15 protein-coding genes, 2 tRNA genes and 1 pseudogene are annotated in these 18827 nt (G+C 49.6%); 6 read left to right on the top strand and 12 right to left on the bottom strand.

From position 1 onward, the window contains the following. Window positions 1–79 precede the first annotated feature (79 nt). Window positions 80–3205: a S8 family serine peptidase gene (locus O71_RS01350; protein WP_304412022.1), complete on the bottom strand. Its 3126-nt coding sequence runs from the start codon at window positions 3203–3205 to the stop codon at window positions 80–82. Window positions 3206–3573: 368 nt separating this feature from the next. Between O71_RS01350 and paaN the strand changes: the two genes are divergently transcribed. Continuing rightward, window positions 3574–5247: a phenylacetic acid degradation protein PaaN gene (paaN, locus tag O71_RS01345; RefSeq protein ID WP_007652446.1), complete on the top strand. Its 1674-nt coding sequence runs from the start codon at window positions 3574–3576 to the stop codon at window positions 5245–5247. 63 nt (window positions 5248–5310) lie between these two features. Here the strand turns inward: paaN and O71_RS01340 are convergent, their stop codons facing one another. Beyond that, window positions 5311–5607 (bottom strand): hypothetical protein, encoded by a 297-nt coding sequence (locus O71_RS01340; RefSeq protein ID WP_007652445.1) that lies wholly within the window; start codon window positions 5605–5607, stop codon window positions 5311–5313. Window positions 5608–5825: 218 nt separating this feature from the next. Here O71_RS01340 and O71_RS01335 point away from each other — a divergent pair, with 218 nt between their 5' ends. The 3 genes from O71_RS01335 to O71_RS01325 all read left to right on the top strand — a co-directional run bounded on the left by O71_RS01335 (window position 5826) and on the right by O71_RS01325 (window position 10052). After that, the gene (locus O71_RS01335) at window positions 5826–8156 is read left to right on the top strand and encodes a TonB-dependent receptor (RefSeq protein WP_007652444.1); all 2331 of its coding nucleotides are present in this window, start codon (window positions 5826–5828) and stop codon (window positions 8154–8156) included. A gap of 79 nt (window positions 8157–8235) precedes the next feature. After that, window positions 8236–9399 carry a PepSY domain-containing protein gene (locus tag O71_RS01330; RefSeq protein WP_007652443.1) on the top strand — a complete coding sequence of 388 codons (1164 nt, stop codon included), beginning with the start codon at window positions 8236–8238 and terminating at the stop codon, window positions 9397–9399. Window positions 9400–9611: 212 nt separating this feature from the next. Continuing rightward, window positions 9612–10052: a response regulator gene (locus O71_RS01325; RefSeq protein WP_007652442.1), complete on the top strand. Its 441-nt coding sequence runs from the start codon at window positions 9612–9614 to the stop codon at window positions 10050–10052. 57 nt (window positions 10053–10109) lie between these two features. On the opposite strand, the gene O71_RS01320 is transcribed toward O71_RS01325, so the two are convergent. The 5 genes from O71_RS01320 to O71_RS01300 are packed head-to-tail and all read right to left on the bottom strand — an operon-like array spanning window position 10110 to window position 14189. Then, window positions 10110–11480: an ATP-binding protein gene (locus O71_RS01320; RefSeq protein WP_007652441.1), complete on the bottom strand. Its 1371-nt coding sequence runs from the start codon at window positions 11478–11480 to the stop codon at window positions 10110–10112. Window positions 11481–11483: 3 nt separating this feature from the next. Beyond that, window positions 11484–12515 (bottom strand): hypothetical protein, encoded by a 1032-nt coding sequence (locus tag O71_RS01315; RefSeq protein WP_007652440.1) that lies wholly within the window; start codon window positions 12513–12515, stop codon window positions 11484–11486. Further along, window positions 12505–12909, bottom strand: coding sequence for an anti-sigma regulatory factor (locus O71_RS01310; protein ID WP_007652439.1), 405 nt, complete (start codon window positions 12907–12909; stop codon window positions 12505–12507). The genes O71_RS01315 and O71_RS01310 overlap by 11 nt, the downstream gene beginning before the upstream one ends. Then, complete coding sequence (locus O71_RS01305) at window positions 12902–13312, bottom strand: STAS domain-containing protein (protein WP_007652438.1); 411 nt, start codon at window positions 13310–13312, stop codon at window positions 12902–12904. The genes O71_RS01310 and O71_RS01305 overlap by 8 nt, the downstream gene beginning before the upstream one ends. A 4-nt stretch (window positions 13313–13316) precedes the next feature. Then, window positions 13317–14189: an STAS domain-containing protein gene (locus tag O71_RS01300; RefSeq protein WP_007652437.1), complete on the bottom strand. Its 873-nt coding sequence runs from the start codon at window positions 14187–14189 to the stop codon at window positions 13317–13319. A 184-nt stretch (window positions 14190–14373) separates the two neighbouring features. Here O71_RS01300 and O71_RS01295 point away from each other — a divergent pair, with 184 nt between their 5' ends. Beyond that, window positions 14374–14925, top strand: coding sequence for a DUF4136 domain-containing protein (locus O71_RS01295; RefSeq protein ID WP_040573402.1), 552 nt, complete (start codon window positions 14374–14376; stop codon window positions 14923–14925). Window positions 14926–14985: 60 nt separating this feature from the next. Here the strand turns inward: O71_RS01295 and O71_RS01290 are convergent. From O71_RS01290 to O71_RS01280, 4 genes are all read right to left on the bottom strand, one after another. Next, a tRNA-Pro gene (locus O71_RS01290) sits at window positions 14986–15059 on the bottom strand. Window positions 15060–15173: 114 nt separating this feature from the next. Beyond that, window positions 15174–15548 (bottom strand): APC family permease, encoded by a 375-nt coding sequence (locus O71_RS26225; protein ID WP_007652435.1) that lies wholly within the window; start codon window positions 15546–15548, stop codon window positions 15174–15176. A gap of 23 nt (window positions 15549–15571) precedes the next feature. After that, on the bottom strand, window positions 15572–16441 hold the full coding sequence (locus O71_RS01285; protein WP_255345327.1) for an APC family permease: 870 nt from the start codon (window positions 16439–16441) through the stop codon (window positions 15572–15574). Window positions 16442–16805: 364 nt separating this feature from the next. After that, window positions 16806–16879 (bottom strand) — tRNA-Arg (locus O71_RS01280). A 191-nt stretch (window positions 16880–17070) separates the two neighbouring features. Here O71_RS01280 and O71_RS01275 point away from each other — a divergent pair. Beyond that, window positions 17071–17487: an organic hydroperoxide resistance protein gene (locus tag O71_RS01275; protein ID WP_007652433.1), complete on the top strand. Its 417-nt coding sequence runs from the start codon at window positions 17071–17073 to the stop codon at window positions 17485–17487. A 55-nt stretch (window positions 17488–17542) separates the two neighbouring features. On the opposite strand, the pseudogene sucC reads toward O71_RS01275, so the two are convergent. Continuing rightward, a pseudogene (gene sucC, locus O71_RS01270) lies at window positions 17543–18744 on the bottom strand (ADP-forming succinate--CoA ligase subunit beta). Window positions 18745–18827 lie beyond the last annotated feature (83 nt).

The following is an 18827-nucleotide window of genomic DNA, read 5'->3' as shown; positions in this document are numbered from 1 at the left end:
ATGCGACTTGCTATCAGGTGCCGTACAGGCTGACGAAAACTAACCTTAGATTGGCCATTGGAGAATGAAACAACTTTACTTAAGGTCTCATGATTAGCAAACGTTTCGTGACCGTGTTTTGCTCATACGTAAGCTGGACAATATAGAGACCTTCAGCCAGGCCGCTGAGGTCATAGATAGCCTCGTGCGGCAGGCGGCTGCGTAGCTTGGGACTGACACGACGGCCCATAGCGTCTGTCATAAACAAAGCCAGAGCAGCATCAGCCGTAGGCATCGCGACATACAGTTCGTACACGGCCGGGTTAGGGTACACTACAAACTGTTGAGGAGCTTCTAATGGCGGTATTACCGTTTCGCTTTGCTTAATCTCTATTCGCCTTGTGACAGTGTCTTCAGCACAGTTATAGGCATTCGCTACAATCAGGGCCACATCATAGGAGCCAGGCAAGTCATAGCTATAAGTGGGGTGTTGTTCAGTAGAAGTGTCGCCGTTGCCAAAGTCCCATCGCCAGCTACTGCCATGTTCGCTTTCATTACGGAAATCAATGCTCATGCCGGGCTCCAGAGCTTCCGGTTGCTGTGCAATGCTGAAACCGGCTACAGGAGAGTTGGCTACCACGATCCGGAAAGGTACCAACGGACTGTCAAACAAGGAGTCGGCGTTGCAAACGTATAGCACCGTGCTTGTGTCGAGGGCAGCCAGTTCGAAATTATTGCCTGCGCCCAGAAACTTCGTTTTAGTTTCGTCAGCGTAAAACTTGAACTGCTTGCCTCCCACCGGCGAAAGACTAACCGACGAGCCAATGCAAACAGTATCACTGATAGCCAGCGGAGCCGGCCCTGCTTTCATGACCTGGTATTTTACAAGAGCTGCTTTTGCATTTTCCTGAAGCTGTTCCAAATCATCTCCAGCGACAATGGCAAACGAAACCAACTGGCTTTCACCTGGCGCTAACCCCGTTGCCGTGGTGCCCACAACATGTGCCACGTCATTGCCATAGCCACTGCCCCATGCTTTTTTTCGTGCCACGCCTCCCGACAGTGCTCTGTATTTTTCCTGCGTACTAAAGCCGTCGGCTATCGCAAAAGTAGATGAGCCCCCAGACAGGTTGTCGATCGCGTAGTAGGAAGGAGGTGTCACCGAAAGCAAACTGATACCAGCATATGGCGAAGCCTGGCCCATGTTATAGACATAGCCCATCTTGAGTGTTTCGTCCCAGTCTGCTACGTTCATGTAAGCGTCGGTTATATTCCAATCTGCAAATAAACCGGCATGCAGGGTTTTGATCGTATCAGGGGTCATATTACGGATGCGATACTCTAGTATGATGTAGTCAGCGTCTGCAGTATCGCTCCATGCCATCCCTTTATAGCTGACCTGCACACCCGCCTGTGTTGGCGCCGGAAATTTGTCACGCATCATCCCGGTGATCTCCTGGTCTGCATCGTCTGTGTGGTGGCGGAGCCGTGCGGAGTTCACAGATACAAAGTCGTTGTCTGTTTGCCAACTGGCGTTGCGGACATTGTCCGACACGCGGTCAGGGGTAGTGGCAACCAATAGTCCGCCCTCAAAAAGCATGGAAGCGCTTCCCTTGTACGTAATGCCGATGCCCTGTCTGAAATTATACCCGTTGTACCCCAGGTTGCCTTTGCTGTTCAGGGTGATATGCAGGTTGTTAGCCGTAAGGGTGATATAATCCGGGTTGACAGGTAACTGAAAATACTGGAAATCCTGGTAGTCCCCATCTGTAAAACCAAGTCTGAAAGTAGCCATGGCATTATGGGGAGCATCCGGGAGCACTACGAAACGGAATGGCTTGTTGTGATTATTACGTGAAGCCAAAGTAGCCATGGCACCAACACTCAGGTCTTCCTCGAGCACTTTGATAAAAGGTGAGGTTGAAGTAAGTCTTAGCTTCAGGTCAGTAGTAGGGTCGAGGTAATTCGTCAGGCTCAAGTGTAATGACAGAGTATCTCCGATCTGCGCCACCTTGTTATCGACAACGTTAAATGAAGTGTAGCGAACTGATTTTACCTGTTTGTCGCGAAGTGCCCGTTTCATATTGAGGCGACCTTTGCCAAGAAGTTCATGGTAAGGAGAGTTGCCAGGCAATTGATAAATATCGTCAGACGTAGCACGTAATCGTTGGATGACCTGTACCGCATTGAGGTGCGGCAATTGAGAGCGCAACAAAGCGGCTGCACCGGCTACAATCGGAGAAGCCAGTGATGTTCCTGTATCGGTGCCATAGGAGTTGTCACGGCTGTGAGTAGTACTGTATACACTCTGACTCGGTGCTGACAAGCCTATCCTGTAGTTCCAGGTATGCCCATTTGTCTTCACATCGTTATGGATGCCACCTACTGACAGCACATTCTCATATGCCGCCGGATATATTTCTACAAAAGCGTTGGTGTTTCCAGCCGCTGCTACAACAACGACATCCTTCTCCAGCACAGCGTAATTGATGATGTCTTGCTCATACTTGGAAGAACCCGTGCCACCCCAGGATAAGTTGATGATACTACAGCCTTTGTCAGCAGCATATACAATGGCCTCATAGCCGCCAAAGCTACCAACTGAAGTGGACGGGAAAACCTTGATGGGCATAAACTTGGTATTGAAACCTGTGCCTGCTATACCTAACCCGTTGTCGGCCTCGCCAATTGCGACGCCTGCTACCTTCGTGCCGTGCCCTCTATAAGGGGAATCATCTGTTAGATTATTGTCCCTGTCACCGAAGTCCCAGCCGTAGAAATTATCGATCAGTCCGTCGCCGTCATTGTCGATCCCATCTATAGGATCGTCATAGTTAAACTTGATCTTATTTTTGATGTCTTCATGGCTAAAACGGAATCCGGAATCCAGTACGCCTATCACAATATTGGTATCGCCTTTCTGTACGGCCCAGGCACCATAAGCCTGTATCAGTTTTAGGTAAGCTTGCGTTGTTTTTGTTGAGTCGGAGGCCGGGTCATTAGGCTGGTAGAGCGGTACCCGTTCGTAGAGCGGTTCCACATACTCCACCATACCGGTTGCCAGCAGGGCCTGCTGCACAGCTTCGAGGTTGTGCGAAGGGTCGTATGACAGTTCGTAGATAAGCGAGAGGTCCACGTGGGCCTTGCGGGCAAAAGGAGAGGGGGCTTTCCCCGGGAACTTCTGTTCAACCGGTTTGGCTCCTACCTTTTGCAGGGCTTTTTGCATAGGATTACCGGTAGCCATGCGTAGCTGATTTCCTGACTGAGGCTTCAGCTTGTAGACAACGGTATGAGGTTTAGTCGCGTTTCCTATACCCTTTGGAGCAGGCAAATGCTGCGCCGCAAGCAGGGAAGAACTAAGGACTATAAACAGTAAAGAAAGTATGCAGCGGTAAACCACTGGCCCTTGGGTAAACATTAAATCATATTAAACTATTAGGTGAATACGACCTCCACTGAGTAGGCAGAGGTATAGAGTAAAAGCGCATATTACACGGCGAAATTTAAAGATGCTTCCCGTGCGTATTTAAAAAAATACGTAACTTTCCAACAATTGATTCTAATATATGTGTTTAATTATATAAAATAAATACTATGACCTCGGATTTGAAAAATAAAAATCTTCCCATCATAGAAAACGCCGTGAAAGCCCTGCATGAGCGACGTTTTTTTGCGCAATATCCTGAAAACCCGATGCCCGATATTTATGGCGAAACCGCTGATAAAGAAGGCCGTGAGAGGTATAAGCAGCACCTTAACAACAAATTTACAGAATTGGTGCATGATAATGCTGAAAATTGGGCAGGTCAGGAAGAATCACCTTATGAACAACAACCATTAGGTATAAAGTACCCTTATTTCAGTGCAGAAACGCTGGTGTCTCGCGCCGATGAGGCTTTCCATCAGTGGCGCAAGGTAAAGCCAGTTGATCGTGCCGCTATTCTGGTGGAATCGCTGGAGCGCATGAAGGAGCGTTTTTTCGAAATTGCCTACGCTACGATGCACACTACCGGGCAGGCTTATATGATGTCGTTTCAGGCATCAGGTCCGCATGCAGCTGACCGTGCGCTGGAGGCCATAGCAGCAGGCTACGAAGAGCAGACCCGCTTTCCGGAAAACATGGAGTGGGAGAAGCCGATGGGTAAGTATAACCTCAAGCTGAATAAGAGCTGGCGAGCTGTGCCTAAAGGTATAGGCCTGGTGATCGGCTGCTCTACCTTCCCAACCTGGAATACGGTGCCGGGCATGTATGCAAGCCTTGTTACCGGCAACCCGGTTATCGTAAAGCCACACCCAAAGGCTGTGCTGCCTATAGCAATTGTAGTGGCCGAGGTACAGAAGGTGCTGGTAGAAAACGGACTGAACCCCTACATCTGTCAGCTTGGAGTGGATGCGGACGATCATCTGATCACGAAAGAACTGGCAGAAAACCCGAAGGTAAAACTGATCGACTACACCGGTGGAACGGAGTTTGGTAACTACGTGGAAAGCCTGCCGGGCAAAGTGACTTTCACAGAAAAAACTGGCGTGAACTCGATCATACTGGATTCGGTGCAGGATATTGATAAGGTAGCCCAGAATCTGGCTTTCTCGCTCAGCCTGTACTCCGGGCAGATGTGTACCGCTCCACAGAACTTCTTCGTGCCAGCAGCTGGTGTGAAAGTAGGAGATGAGATGATGCCTTATGATGAGGTAGTGAAGAAACTGGCTGATGCGGTGACTGGCCTGGTGAACAACCCAAAAGCTGGTCCACACATATTGGGAGCTATCCAGAATCCGGCCACATCGGAGCGTGTGAAAGAGGCAGCAAGCGTGAAAGGCAAAGAAGTGCTGAGCACCTGCGACTTTAGCAACCCTATGTTCGAAAATGCCCGTACCTGCACGCCAGTAATCTACGAGGTGGACGCTACTGAGAAGGAAAGCTTCAGCCGCGAACTGTTCGGCCCGATTGCGCTTGTGATCAAAACAAAGGACACGGATCAGTCGATTGAGCTTGCCAAAGAAATGGCGATGAACTACGGAGCGATTTCCTGCGGCGCCTATACCACAAACGAGGATACAAAAGAGAAGATCATGGATGAGATGAGCCTGGCAGGTACGCCGGTGAGCTTTAACCTGACGGGTGGTATTTATGTGAACCAGAATGCGGCTTTCTCTGACTTCCACGTGACGGGTGGCAATCCGGCCGGTAACGCTTCTTTTACAAACCCTGAATTTGTGATCAAGCGCTTTACCTGGGTAGGTTTCCGTGAGCCTGTGGCTGGCTAATCGGCGTATAGCTTAAGCTATAAAAAGCCCCGGTGCTATACCTAGTACCGGGGCTTTCTGTTTTTATTTGAACAGGTTGTCCATGTCATTTTTAAGGCTGTCGAGGCCATCTTTGAGGCCTTGCCACTTGCTTTGGCTGTCCTCTTGGTCGCCGAGTTTGTTGGCGATCAATTCGCGTTTGGCTTCCAGTGCCGCTATGTGCTCGTGGTAGGTATGGTTCGAGTCGGCCGCAGTGGCATTTACACGGGCCTTCAGGGTTTTGATCTTGTTGTCGAGCTCACCCAGACTTTTCTCTATTTCTTCGCGTGTCAGGTTATTAGGGGCACGCATGTGCTCAGGTTTCAGGTTATAAGTATCCATATCTTCTCTTTCTGATTCAATTAAAACGATACCGCATGCTGCTTCAGGTATCACTCTAAATACTTAAAAAGCTTTCAAAAAGATGTACGTTGCTACTCATAGAGAGGCTTAAGGTGATTTTTGTCACTTATTTAGAAAATATCTAAATAACTCTTTTCTCTTATAGATATGGTGCTTACTTTTGCGGCACTTCTTAGAATAAATCTAAATAAGAATAGATGCAACGCGTACTCACCATTATGTTTGCCTTCGTGCTTCTGGCGCAACAGGCATATGCTCAAACCACAGGCCGTATAGAAGGCCGTATCCAATCAGAAAGAGGAGAAGGTATAGCCGGTATCAGCGTTGGGCTGGAAGGCACGTCTTACGGTTCCACCACAGACGACGAAGGCAAATTTCTGATCAGAAACATACCTGCCGGCAACTACACGCTGGTAGCATCAGGTATAGGCTATACCTTACAGAAGCAGCTGCTGGAAGTGGCAGGAGGGAAGGCGTCCTTTGTGAACGTAGACCTGGCTGCTTCTTCGCATTCACTCGGAGAGGTGCAGGTGACGGCACATCGCAGCGGTGAATACCTGCAGCGCACCGCCACGACAGCCACAAAGATGGAAGCACCTATCAAATCGGTGCCACAGTCAGTACAGGTGGTTTCGCGCCGTGCCCTGGACCAGTTGCAGGTGCTTCGCCTGGAGGATGCCATGCGTAATGTAAGCGGCGTATCCATGGAAACAAGTTTCGGTGGTCGCTCCGATATTTTCCAGATCCGTGGTTTCCGTACCGATATGCAGAGCGTGTTCAAAAACGGCTTCCGCAACACGGTGCGTACCTACCGCGAGAGCGCCAATATCCAGCAGATTGAGGTGATGAAAGGCCCGGCATCGGTGCTGTATGGGGTGAGCGATCCGGGTGGTATGGTGAACATCTCCACCAAGAAGCCGACAGCCCATACCTTCCAGGATATCCAGATCACGGCGAATAACTTTGGTCTCGTAAGACCTGCTATAGATCTGGGCGGTGCTTTGAACGAAAGCAAAACATTTAAATACAGATTGAATGCCGTGTACGAGCGTGCTGACAGCTACCGGGATTTCGTGAAAACGAAGCGTATTTTCGTGGCCCCGGCTATCACCTACGATTTCTCTGACAAGACTTCCCTCACCGTAGAGACAGAGTTCCTGAACCACGACCAGCCATCCGACCGCGGCATTTTCTCCGTTAACGACCAAATTGCTCCGGTTTCTAGAAGCCGCGTTTTGATTGAACCGAGTAATACAGGTGAATTCAAAAACCGCATGGCGCAGTACAACCTGCAGCACAAATTCTCTGAGGCGCTGAGTTTCCGCCATGCCTTCAACTACAACTATGCTACTGAAACACGCGATGTAGTAGAGCAGACAACGGTATTGAAAGACGGTTCATTCCGCATCAATCGCCAGCACCAGGACCAGGATACCTACGACCGCAATATTGCAACACAAAACGAGCTGTACGCCAGTTTTAACACAGGCGCACTGGTGGAGCACAAAGCGGTGGGAGGTATTGAGATCTCACGTTCGATATTCGACATATGGGTGAAGCGTGCCCCTTATGATGTGTTAGATATCCTGAACCCACACTACAACCTTAAGCCGAAGGACTATTCGCTACTGACTTACTCGCAAGACTACCAGGATCGTGTGGATGTGCTGGGTTTCTACCTGCAGGATTTTATCACCATCAACCAGCGCCTGAAAGTGCTGCTGGGCGGTCGCTATGACATCTGGGAGCAGGAGAAAGAAAACCGGATGAAAGACGAAACCACAAAGCAAAGCAACAAGGCCTTCAACCCAAGACTGGGCGTGCTGTATGAGGTGTACGGGCCGGTTTCAGTGTATGCCAACTACTCAAAAGGCTTCCAGCCAGGTATAGGCCAGACCTTGGAAGGAGAGGCCTTTAGACCGATCACTTCTGTGCAGTATGAAGCCGGTACCAAAATCGGTTTGTTGAACGACCGCGTGAACCTGACGGCTGCTTACTTCGATATCACACGCCAGAACGTGGTGGTACCGCACCCGACACAAAGTGGCGCTAGTGTGCAATTAGGTGAAGTGCAGAGCAAAGGTGTAGAAACCGATATTACCGGTGAGGTACTACCTGGCCTGAATGTGATCGCTACTTATACCTATACTGATGCCCGTGTAACGAAAGATGCGTTGAGTGCAGACGATCCAAGACGCACGGTAGGTCGACGCTTCAGAGGAGTGGGGTATAACAATGGCAGCCTTTGGACAACCTACGAATTACAGGACGGCCTGTTGAAAGGCCTGGGCATTGGCGGTGGCTTTACGTATGTAGAGGACCGTCCGGTAGACGATGCCAACAGCTTTATGCTGCCAGGCTATACCCGGTACGACGCCACCATGTTCTACAACAGCAAGCGTTTCCATGCGGCCCTGAACGTGAAGAACCTGACCAACGTGAAATACTACGAGGGATCTCAGTCAGCAACCGTGATCATGCCGGGTGCACCTACTGCAGTGCAGGGCACCGTTGGCGTGAGATTTTAATTGATAGAAACATAGATAATAAGTATATCGGCGGTATTGCTCTGCAAAGGGCGATGCCGCCGATTTCAAGTTCAGGTACATGCGTAAACTTCTTCTTCAGCTACACCTCTGGATCGGCCTGACAGCGGGCGCCGTACTGGCCTTTGTTGGCTTGACGGGCTCGCTTTATGTTTTCCAGCCTGAGCTAACGGTCGCGCTATACCCTGAGCAGTACAAAAGCTCAGACCCGGGGGCAGTGACAGTGGACGTGCGCCTGGTTGTCAGCAAGGCCGAAGAGCAGTTTGGCGCCCCCGTAACCAATATTTTTTTTCCGGTAAGAGAGTTGGAGAACTACATCGTCAAGGTGAAAGGCAACAAGCAGTTTCTGTTTTTTGACGCCGCGACTGGCAACTACGTAGGACAGCTCGAAAAGCGACGGGGCGTAATGGATACTGTACTGGAGATGCACCGCCAGCTAACCATAGGAGATACCGGCGCTTTGATCACAGGTATAAGTGCATTGTTGCTGGCCTTTGTGCTACTAACCACAGGGCTATACCTGTGGATGCCGCGCAAGAAAAGAAACCTGAAAGACGGCCTGGGCCTGAAGGCCAACGCCTCTTTCAAAAGACGCAATTACGATCTGCACAACGTGTTTGGCTTTTACTTCAGCATACCGCTTTTTTTGGCTGCTGTCACCGGCGTGTATTTTGGCTTTCAGGAAAAGACCCAGGCAGTGGTGGACAAACTGACCTTTGCTAAAGAGCCTACGCCTTTTGTCAAAGCACTGCAATCATCTCAGCCAACTCAAGGTATAGCACCACTTAGCGTGTACCAGGCAATCGACCGCATGGATGACTTATACCCGGGCTACGTCAGGCGTACCCTCGTGATGGCCCCCGACAGTGCAGGGACACTCAACCTGACATACCTGGCCACCTCGGATCTGGAAGCAGGCCCACAGGATCGGCCGATGGTATACCTGGATCAGTACACGGGCGCTATTGTGTATGAATACAATCCGCACACAGCTCCCATAGGCCGTCAGCTTACGCGCAACTGGTTTGTGCCGATACACTTTGGCGAAATAGGAGGCTGGATTACCCGGATACTTTGGTTCTTTTTGGGACTAATGCCGGCCACCCTGTGGGTAACAGGTATTGTGATGTGGCGTGGCAAAAACAGAAAGAAAAATAAAAGAAGCAACGTGCAGGTTAGAGGTGGTGCGAAGGCTGAAAATTTAACAAAGATAACAGCCAAATAAGCTTTAAATTTTACAACCAAAAATGTATTTTTGCGGCGCTGTGGTGTAGCATATCCTGTATTGCTTTTGTCTTACGGGGGTATAAACCATAAAGAGTGGCAATATTGAACATTAATTGTTTACAATGTGTTAGAAGCTCAACTGGGTAATAGCGCATCCGGGAGTATAATTTGTACCCTACCGTTGAATTAAGAGAGATAAGAGAACTGACTATGAAGGAAGCATCTGAAGTGCTTGACCTAGTGCTGCTGGTAGACGATGACGACACCACAAACTACCTGAATCAGCGACTGCTGAGGGACATGAAGGTAGCAAAAGAAATCCTGGTGTTGAAAAACGGGAAAGAAGCAATTGACTATCTGAGCAAGGCTTGTGGCGATCAACCTGATGGAGCTTTCAAATGCCCTGACCTCATCTTCCTCGACATCAAAATGCCAACTATGGATGGCTTTGAGTTTCTGGAAGAATACCAGCGCAAAGGCCTTGATGCCGGTGATCATGTGATCATCCTGATGCTAACCTCTTCAGCAAGCTTTTATGACCTGGAGCGTATCAAGAGCTTTAAGAAAGTGAAGAAGCACTACTCCAAAGCCTTGACTAACCATGACGTGAAAGAGATACTGGCTGAGTTTTTCCAGAATCGCAAAAAGTAGAGGGACTTGCCCTAAACGAGAAAGCCTGTATACCGCAAAGTATACAGGCTTTCTTGTTTATTCGGCTTCTTCCGGTTCAGTGACGATTTCGCTGGCTGGCCACGAGAATACGAAGCGAGTGCCCCGCCCTGTTGACTCTACCCATACGTCACCCTGTTTTTCTTCCAGTATGCGCTTCACAATAGCCAGGCCCAAACCCGAACTGTCGGGGCGTGTCAGGTTGTGGCCGAGTGCTTCGTATTTTCTGAATATCTGCTCCTGATCCTCGGGGGCTATACCTGGGCCATTGTCCTGCACGGCTATGTAAATAAACTCAGACTTCAAATCATACTGTACTGCTATCTCGGCTTCTTCGGGTCTGTCGTGGTACTTTACGGCATTACCTAGCAGGTTGCTGAATATTTGGTACAGGTAGATCTCTTGGGTATAGAGCGTGGGCAGGTTTTCAGGGAATATGATTTTGAAAGTCGCTGGTACATAAAGCGATTCCAACACCTTTTGCAGCACAGACCGCAGGGGTACAATCTGGCGGTGCAGGCTGTGGTGGCCGGCAAGTGAATAGGCCAGTATACCTGTGATCAGTTTGTCCATTTTGCTGGCCTGCTCACGCAGCATCGGCAGCAGAGAAGCGGCGTCTTCGCTATTGCCGTTCCGCAAACTGTTTTCCATGAAATTGATAATGCCCCCAATGTTCTGCAAGGGAGCACGCAGGTCGTGCGATACGGTATGGGCAAAGGCATCCAGGTCTGCGTTGGCTTGCTGTAGTTCCAGGTTGCGGCGCTCACGCTCCTCCGAGAGTGACTGAATTTCGAAGTTGGACTGCTGCAGCTGCAGGTTCAGCCTTCTGATTTCCTGTAGTTGCTGCTCTGCCTCCAGATTGCGCAGTCGCAGCTTCTCCAGCAATTCAAGCTGCTGCATGTTCTGCTTTTTGATCTCTGCATAAGGGGATATTCCTTCTTCGTCGTTGAACTCGCGCAGCCAAAGTTCTTGCAGGCTTTTGGTAAACACAGGGGACTGGGCCGGAATGCGCTTGCGAAGGGTGACGCTGGTACCTTGCTCGTGCTCAGACTTGATGTCGAAAAAATCGACCAGCTTGCGTGAGTTTACAATGCCCATGCCGCGGCCTGTGACATTGCTTCCGTAGCTGGCCCGTTCATAGATTTGATCCAGGTTTCCAATGCCTCTTCCTCGGTCCGACACTTTGGCCTCCAGGAAATTGTGTCCTTTCTCCTCGATAATGCCAAACTGAATAGTCCCGTTGCCGACATGCTCCACCACATTGCGGCATATTTCCGATACGGCCGTCGCAAACTTGGTTTGGTTGGCCTGCGCCATACCTGTTTTTTCAGATAGCTGCATTGCCCGCTTGTAGGCCAGCACTACATCCAGTTCATTGGAAATATTTATTTTAAGAAGACTCTTCGGCATGCGCTATGGCTTTGCTTTACATACAAGAACGAGCGTATCATCAGTCTGTCGGCTATGGTCTTTGTAAAGTACAGCCGCAATAGTGGTAGGTAAGTGCCGGCTCAAATTAGGGTAGCGGCTCAGGTCCCAGCGTGATTTCAGTCCGTCGCTGTGCACAATCAGTATCTTGTTACGGTTCCAATCGAGGTGCTGATTATTGAAAGTCCCCGGGATATTGTGCCCGAGTATACCGTTGTACGAAATCACATTCTTATAAGGCATGTTGCCCAGCGGGCTTTCCGTAGAGTAAAGTTTACCGGCTATGTTGCCAATGCCGCAGTAACTGAACCTGTTCTGACTGAGATCGATGTTGGCTGCAAAACCCACTGCGCCTCGTGTGCGTCGGATGCTCGTATGGATGACCTGCAAGGCCAAAGCTGGGTCGGGTATCGGTTTGTCACAGTACGTCTTAACGGCCAGCTGTGCAGCCTCCTGCGCATGTGTGCCATGCCCAAGCCCATCGAGTGCCAGCAGGTAAGCTCCCCGTTCATGATGAATGACTGCATACCCATCGCCACAGTCTATCTCTTTCGGTTTGGGTACCATGATGTTGCCGATGTCGTAGCGCCGGACAGGAGGTATAGATCGGTTCGATTTGTATACCTGCGCTAAGATCACAGTGCCAACCTGGGGCAGTGAGTAGATATCGAACACATCAGACTGCCGCTGAATGGCCCCGAGACCTTCACCTGCCGACCCGAATGTGGACACGCCATCCTCCAGCATGCGACCGGGATCGCTCATACCGGGCCCGTTGTCCAGACATATGATCTCAATGCCATAAATAGGTTTGCCGATGGCCTTAACCAGCAGCTCTCCACCGTGCGTCGTGTGCTTTTCCAGGTTGGAGAGCATCTCCGACACAATAATGTTGACTTTGCCTACAGCACCTTCCGGTAAGGCAAAGCTTTCAGCAAGTCGGGTGATGTCTTTTTTGGTGAGGCTAGCGTAGCTGCGGTCAGGTACTACGAAGCGGTAATGTTGATTAACGTCCATGTTTCCAGTGGATGACAGTAACAGTTGTGCCTTCTCCCGGATTACTCTTAAGGTCGAATTCGTTGACTAATCGTTTAGCGCCGGGCAGACCAAGACCAAGGCTTCTGCCAGTAGAGAAGCCGTCGCGCATGGCTAAAGCTATGTCGGCTATACCTGGACCTTCGTCTTTGAAGGTAAGTCTTACGCCGGTTTTGGCATTGTGGCTGATTATTTCGAGGATTACTTTGCCGCCGCTGGCGTACTTGAGCATGTTACGCACCAGTTCGCTTGCTGCAGTAATCAGTTTCGTCTGGTTCACTAAGCTCATACCGATGCGCGTGCTAAACTCCCGGACGCGGTTCCGAAAGGGGACCACATCCTGTTCCCGCACGATCTCCATCGTGTCTTTAGTCATTACGATCATTCTGATCTTCCTCCTCTTCCTCGTCCTGCTCTAGGTTACCGATCAGTTTTGTGTTGAGCAGCTCCATGCCTTTTTCCACGTTCAGGGCAGTGTGTACACCCTGCAGTGTCAAGCCTAGTTCTACAAGTGTGATGGCCACAGCAGGCTGCATACCCACCACCACCGTTTCAGCATCCATGATGCGCGACATGGAGGCAATGTTGCCTAAGATGCGACCCATGAAAGAGTCGACAATGCTGACAGCTGAAATGTCGATCAGTACACCCCGTGCTCCCGTCTGGCTTACCATGTTGATCAGGTCGTTCTCCAATGTCAGGGCCAGCCTGTCGTAGAGGTCGATCTGAATGGTAACCAGCAGGAAAGGGCCCATTTTGAGTATTGGTATCCTTTCCATAGTGTTAGCGCATTATGTTTAAGCCTTTATTTTTATCGTTGCGGCGCACTTCGAGGTTCGTCATGCTGAAGGCAAGCTGCAATGCGCTAGCTAGGCTGGCTTTTGTTTTGATGTTAGACAGGTCGATGCCCAGATGCACGATGGTTTGCGCTATTTCAGCGCGTATACCACTAATGATGCACTCAGCACCCATCAGGCGGGTCGCACTTACCGTTTTGATCAGGTGTTGTGCTACCAACGAGTCAACGGCAGGTACTCCGGAAATGTCGAGAATGGCGATGTTGCTGCCTGTATTCACGATTTCCTGCAACAGGTTTTCCATCACTATTTGGGTGCGGGCGCTGTCCAAGGTGCCTATAATCGGTAGGGCCAGTATACCGTCCCATACACGAATTACCGGCGTCGATATCTCACTGATTTCGTCTGTTTGACGCAGGATAACTTCTTCGCGACCTTTGATAAACGTCTCGAAAGTAACGATGCTCAGGTTGTCAAGCAGCGTGTTGAGCTGCATAATCTCCATGTAGAGCGTGCTGGTGTCATCCTGACGCTGCTCAACCAGTACTTCAATCAATGCCTGCTTCAGGCTTAGCACATAGGTTCCGGTTTCACGCGGACTAAATCCCTGTCTTGCTCTGGTAATAGAAATATCGCGGAGCGTGTCAGTTACCTGCTCAAACTCCGTGTCGTAGATGTTATCGTGATTTCCTTTAGAAACTGCTCTGAGCAGACCGTCGAGCATCTCTTTTGATTGACGCTGTAGTTCATCACTTGTCATCAGATCATCACGGAGTGACGCATCCGACAATTGATTTTGCATCCACTTTTCCAGGATGCGTTCCTTGTTTTTTTCGAGTACTTGTGCCGTTGTGTTCATGGAGGGCAAAACGTAGCTTGTGGACGTATGGTTTAAACGATGCTGATATTTTACATCGCGGAATAGTTGTAGTAGCAGGTTAGGTGCTAAGTTAAATATAAAAATCGCAATCAACGCATACTTCTCAGATTACTGCTCACGTATATAGATTATTTCCTGTGTGATGATCTAAGAACTTTCGGAAATGAGAAAACTAATATTAAGTACTGCTTGTCTTTTGCTCTGGCTGTTCACGGGATGTAGCTCTTCCACCAGTATCCACTCTGAGCCGGCACCCGGTTTCGGTTTGAGCACTTACCGTCAGTTTGCCTTCATGGATGTAGATACCGACTTAGAGAAGACGGGACGAGATTATCAGGGGCATGTACACTTCCTGAAGCAGGAATTGGCCCGACAGCTGGAACTTCGCGGCCTGAAGCAGGCACCGACGACAGAAGAAGCCGACCTCCTCATCAACCTGGGTATAGTGGTAGACAGGCAGGTACAAACCAGGGAAACGGATATCATATCTGACCCGCCCCGCTACATAGGACAGCGACGCTATACCTGGCAGAGCAGGGAGGTAGAAGTCGGGCGCTACAGCGTGGGCACGGTATCGGTACACCTGGTTGATCCTGTGCAGAACGAACTGGTATGGCAGGGTACGGCTGAGCGTGTTATTTCTGATAAACCTGAAAAACTGCGGGAGCAGATTGAAAAAGGTATAGAAAGGCTGGTGAGTGAAATTCCATCCTAAGTAGCTTCAGCCTATACTAGAAATGAGAAGCCTTCTATAGCATAGAAGACTTCTCTTTCGTCGGAGTGGCGGGATTCGAACCCACGACCTCCAGCACCCCATGCTGGCGCGATACCAGGCTACGCTACACCCCGAAAATTTTATGCAACATAGCAAAAACGCTGCATTGCTGCAATACTGTTTCAGGCATTATAGTTTCATTTCTTTTGCAGGAGTTATGCCTGAGCTCAAAAGTATTTTAATGCAAATCACTTATCGTATACTTTGTGAAAAACGAACCGAAGTGCAAAGCCGACCCCAAGCAGGCCTATGCCTGAAAGAATCACTGCTAAAGGTAAAGATACAGACATAGCTAGGCAGCCAATCAAACCCAGCACAGGAATAATTTTACCATACAACTGTTCGTCGGCAGGTTGGCGCAGGGCGGCTATATTGGTAATGCTGTAGTAGAGCAGAATTGTGAAGGAAGCCGAGCGCAGAATAAATTCAAAGGAGCCCGCGATTGTGAGCAAAAGAATGATGGCCCCTGTAAGGAAAATGCCCACGTGCGGTACCCGGTAACGGGCATGCACGCGCTCAAATACAGGCGGTAAATCATGGCGGCGGCCCATAGCCAGCAGCATCCGGCTTATACCTAATATCTGACTCAGCAGTACGCCGAGCATGGCGGTGGATGCACACCCAAAGTGATGATAGGTCGAATGGCAGGAGTGTTGAGCGAAGCGGCAGCCACCTGTAGCGGCGATTTGCTACCTGCCATGCTTTCTGTCCCGATCACGCCTACCGCTACCAGCGACACAGCCGCATACAATAATATAGCCGAAACAATGGTGATGATAACGGCGCGGGGAATTGTTTTGTGGGGTTCCTGTACTTCTTCGGCCAGCGTGGCAATGCGGGCATATCCAGTGAAGGCAAAAAAGAGCAATGCCGAAGCTTCTGCTATACCTGCCATACCAAATGGCGCAAAAGGCTGAAAGTTTTCCTGTTCCATAGCAGGCGCTCCGCTGAAAACCAGGTATAGTAAGGCAAGCAGGGTGAAGGATACGATCGCCAGGTTCAGCATACCGGCTTTCTTAATTCCGAAGTAATTGGCAAGCGTCAGGAACACCACAGCCGCCAGTGAGAGCGCAAGGGGAGAGTGGATCGGAACAAGCTGGTAAAAGTAGCTCCCAAACCCAATGGCCACGACCCCTGCCGCCGAAAGCTTGCTGATCAGGAACATCCATCCGGCCGAAAAGCCAAAAGCCGGGTTTAGCAATCGGTAACCGTACTCGTAAGTGCCACCCGACTGTGGGTATATCGCCGCCAGTTGTGCTGAAGACAGGCCATTGAAGGCAGCGATGATTCCGGCAAAAAGTAACCCGACAAGGAAAGCCGGACCGGCTATACCTGCGGCCACACCTGTCACCACAAATATACCCGCACCTATTATCGCGCCCAAGCCGACACCCACTGCGTCTTTCAGCGTGAGTGCGCGCAACAGTTCATGCTGCTGTGGACCTGGTTTTTTCATAGGCTCTTCCAAGGGTTATAATTTTCTGTCCTACAAAGTTCTGTCAACTGGCTTGATTTCTTAACTTTGGTATTCTATGTTTTTCTCTGATCACTCCAAATGTGATCTTACCATTTTACTTTAAAAAGTGTTAAAAGCGCTTCTCTATATACTAGTAGTAACAGGCTTTGCCTACTTCTTATTTTACCCGATCCTGAAGCGATACATTAGCAGGAAGAGGCTTTTCAGATGGTTGCTCCTGATCTATGTCATCGCACTTGCTATCTCTTCTGTAAATAGCTATTTCCTATAGCGGCACTCAATTCTGTATTCAACAAAAAAGCGCCAGCCACTTCTGCAGTAGCTGGCGCTCTAAATTGTAATGTGCACCCGAGAGGATTCGAACCCCTAACCCTCGGAGCCGAAATCCGATATTCTATCCAGTTGAACTACGGGTGCTCTCCGTGTTGCAAAAATAGGAACAATGCGCTAAAAAGGAAATTTTAGGATCAATAATTATAATTCAGAAAAGCAGATCCAGCAGGTTTAGCATTGATATAAATACATAATTAGTTCATACCTAAAACAATATGGATAAATTGGGAGTTACTAAATAATACTTAGGATCAAGCAAACAGAATCAGAAAGCTATGGAAAAAGTATATACGGCAGAGGTAACTGCTACAGGAGGCCGCCGAGGCCATGTGACGTCGTCTGACGGAGTTATTGATATGCCACTCTCATTACCTGAGGGCTTGGGAGGGGAGAAGGGAAAGTCCAACCCAGAGCAGTTATTTGCGGCGGGCTATGCGGCCTGCTTCCAAAGCGCTTTACTGCTGGTTGCCGGTAAGCATCACATCCGCCTTAATCCCGAATCTACTGTGAAAGCACATGTGGATCTGCTCAAGTCAGAAGAAGGTAAATACGGACTGGGAGTGAAGCTGGAGGTGCACTTGCAGGGACTTGAAAAGGACAAAGCAAAAGAGCTCGTGGACGAAGCACATGAGGTATGCCCCTACTCGATCGGTACGCGGGGCAACATCAATGTAGAGTTAGAGATTGTATAAAAACAGAAAGGGCTGCCAGTGATGGCAGCCCTTTCTGTTTTATGTGCTATAGGAATTAAGCTCCTACTTCAGCCAATACCTGCTTCACTTTCTCAGCAGCTTCTTTCAATGCTACGGCAGAGTATACTTTCAGGCCAGACTCGTCGATAATGCGGGCGCCTTCTTCGGCGTTGGTTCCCTGCAGACGAACGATGATTGGCACGCTGATGTCACCGATGTTCTTGTAAGCCTCCACTACACCATTGGCAACACGGTCGCAACGAACGATACCGCCGAAGATGTTGATCAGGATAGCCTTCACGTTCGGGTCTTTCAGGATGATGCGGAAACCAGCCTCAACCGTCTGTGCGTTTGCCCCACCCCCTACGTCCAGGAAGTTAGCAGGCTCACCGCCAGAAAGCTTGATGATGTCCATGGTTGCCATCGCAAGGCCGGCACCATTTACCATACAGCCAACGTTACCGTCCAGCTTCACATAGTTCAGGTTCGACTCGCTTGCCTCTACTTCCAACGGATCTTCTTCCGTGATGTCGCGCAGGCAGCCAGGTTCTTGTGACGGAACAGGGCGTTGTCATCCAGGTCAACTTTCGCGTCAACAGCCAGAATCTTGTTGTCTGAAGTTTTCAACACAGGGTTGATCTCAAACATAGAAGAGTCTGTCTCCACATAAGCTTTATAAAGGTTGGTGATGAACTTCACCATCTCTTTGAAAGCCTCGCCTTGCAGACCGAATGCAAAAGCTATTTTATTTGCCTGGAATGGACGCAAGCCGATAGCCGGGTCGATCCACTCTTTGATAATCTTCTCAGGAGTTTTCTCAGCCACCTCTTCGATGTCCATACCACCTTCAGTAGAGGCCATGATCACGTTGCGGCCTTTGGCGCGGTCCAGCAGGATGCTCAGGTAGTACTCCTTCGGATCAGATTCGCCAGGGTAGTATACGTCCTGCGCTACAAGTACTTTCTGTACCAGTTTGCCCTCAGGACCAGTTTGGTGCGTTACCAGGGTCATGCCCAGGATGTCGTTTGCGATCTGCTTCACCTGATCCAGGTTCTTCGCCAGTTTCACGCCACCGCCTTTACCACGGCCACCCGCATGAATTTGCGCTTTGATCACGTGCCAGCCTGTACCGGTTTCCTCGGTCAGTTTCATTGCCGCTTTTACAGCCTGGTCTGGCGTATCTGCCACGATGCCCTCCTGTATGCGAACGCCGTAGCTTTTCAGAATTTCTTTAGCCTGATATTCGTGTATGTTCATGCTTTCAATTTAATGGTCGCACGAAAGTAATCGTTTATCGGCTTAAATTCAAGTAATAGGTTTTTAAAATATAAACGGAAGTG

The sequence above is a fragment of the Pontibacter sp. BAB1700 genome, from assembly GCF_000277005.1.
GTDB classification, from domain to species: Bacteria; Bacteroidota; Bacteroidia; order Cytophagales; family Hymenobacteraceae; genus Pontibacter; species Pontibacter lucknowensis.
This window is presented reverse-complemented; position numbering and strand designations above follow the sequence as displayed.